The 2,037-nt window shown below is 56.8% G+C and carries 2 rRNA genes; both read right to left on the bottom strand.

Annotation, left to right across the window (positions count from 1 at the left end):
* A 5S ribosomal RNA gene (rrf, locus tag ABZ016_RS42930) occupies positions 1-117 on the bottom strand.
* Between the two features lie 94 nt (positions 118-211).
* A 23S ribosomal RNA gene (locus ABZ016_RS42925) occupies positions 212-2,037 on the bottom strand; the annotation flags it as partial.

Raw genomic sequence — 2,037 nt, 5'->3', positions numbered from 1 at the left:
GTTCGGCGGCGTCCTACTCTCCCACAGGGTCCCCCCTGCAGTACCATCGGCGCTGTAAGGCTTAGCTTCCGGGTTCGGAATGTAACCGGGCGTTTCCCCTACGCTATAACCACCGAAACACTATGAAACTGTCGAACAATGCCGCACCATACCGTGACCTGGCATGGGGCTGTTCGTGGTTTCAGAACCAACACAGTGGACGCGAGCAACTGAGGACAAGCCCTCGGCCTATTAGTACCGGTCACCTCCACACGTTACCGTGCTTCCAGATCCGGCCTATCAACCCAGTCGTCTACTGGGAGCCTTACCCCATCAAGTGGGTGGGAGTCCTCATCTCGAAGCAGGCTTCCCGCTTAGATGCTTTCAGCGGTTATCCCTCCCGAACGTAGCCAACCAGCCATGCCCTTGGCAGAACAACTGGCACACCAGAGGTTCGTCCGTCCCGGTCCTCTCGTACTAGGGACAGCCCTTCTCAAGACTCCTACGCGCACAGCGGATAGGGACCGAACTGTCTCACGACGTTCTAAACCCAGCTCGCGTACCGCTTTAATGGGCGAACAGCCCAACCCTTGGGACCGACTCCAGCCCCAGGATGCGACGAGCCGACATCGAGGTGCCAAACCATCCCGTCGATATGGACTCTTGGGGAAGATCAGCCTGTTATCCCCGGGGTACCTTTTATCCGTTGAGCGACGGCGCTTCCACAAGCCACCGCCGGATCACTAGTCCCGACTTTCGTCCCTGCTCGACCCGTCGGTCTCACAGTCAAGCTCCCTTGTGCACTTACACTCAACACCTGATTGCCAACCAGGCTGAGGGAACCTTTGGGCGCCTCCGTTACTCTTTAGGAGGCAACCGCCCCAGTTAAACTACCCATCAGACACTGTCCCTGATCCGGATCACGGACCCAGGTTAGACATCCAGCACGACCAGACTGGTATTTCAACGACGACTCCACCCACACTGGCGTGTGAGCTTCAAAGTCTCCCAGCTATCCTACACAAGCCGAACCGAACACCAATATCAAACTGTAGTAAAGGTCCCGGGGTCTTTCCGTCCTGCTGCGCGAAACGAGCATCTTTACTCGTAGTGCAATTTCACCGGGCCTATGGTTGAGACAGTCGAGAAGTCGTTACGCCATTCGTGCAGGTCGGAACTTACCCGACAAGGAATTTCGCTACCTTAGGATGGTTATAGTTACCACCGCCGTTTACTGGCGCTTAAGTTCTCAGCTTCGCCCAGACGAATCTGAGCTAACCGGTCCCCTTAACGTTCCAGCACCGGGCAGGCGTCAGTCCGTATACATCGCCTTACGGCTTCGCACGGACCTGTGTTTTTAGTAAACAGTCGCTTCTCGCTGGTCTCTGCGGCCACCCCCAGCTCACACTGCAAGAGTGATCACCGGATGTGGCCCCCCTTCTCCCGAAGTTACGGGGGCATTTTGCCGAGTTCCTTAACCATAGTTCACCCGAACGCCTCGGTATTCTCTACCTGACCACCTGAGTCGGTTTAGGGTACGGGCCGCCATGAAACTCGCTAGAGGCTTTTCTCGACAGCATAGGATCATCCACTTCACCACAATCGGCTCGGCATCAGGTCTCAGCCTTATGTGATCCGGATTTACCTAGACCACGGCCTACACCCTTACCCCGGGACAACCACCGCCCGGGATGGACTACCTTCCTGCGTCACCCCATCACTCACCTACTAACCGCTTGGTTCAGCGGCTCCACCACTCCGACTCACCCCGAAGGGATCACCGGCGGCTTCACGGCCTTAGCATCACGATGCTCGATGTTTGACGCTTCACAGCGGGTACCGGAATATCAACCGGTTATCCATCGACTACGCCTGTCGGCCTCGCCTTAGGTCCCGACTTACCCTGGGCAGATCAGCTTGACCCAGGAACCCTTAGTCAATCGGCGCACACGTTTCTCACGTGTGAATCGCTACTCATGCCTGCATTCTCACTCGTCAACCGTCCACAACTACCTTCCGGTGCTGCTTCACCCGGCAGACGACGCTCCCCTACCCATC

It is taken from the genome of Streptomyces sp. NPDC006372 (assembly GCF_040612515.1).
GTDB lineage: Bacteria > Actinomycetota > Actinomycetes > Streptomycetales > Streptomycetaceae > Streptomyces.
Note: the sequence above shows the minus strand (reverse complement) of the source record. Positions and strands in the feature narration are given on the sequence as shown.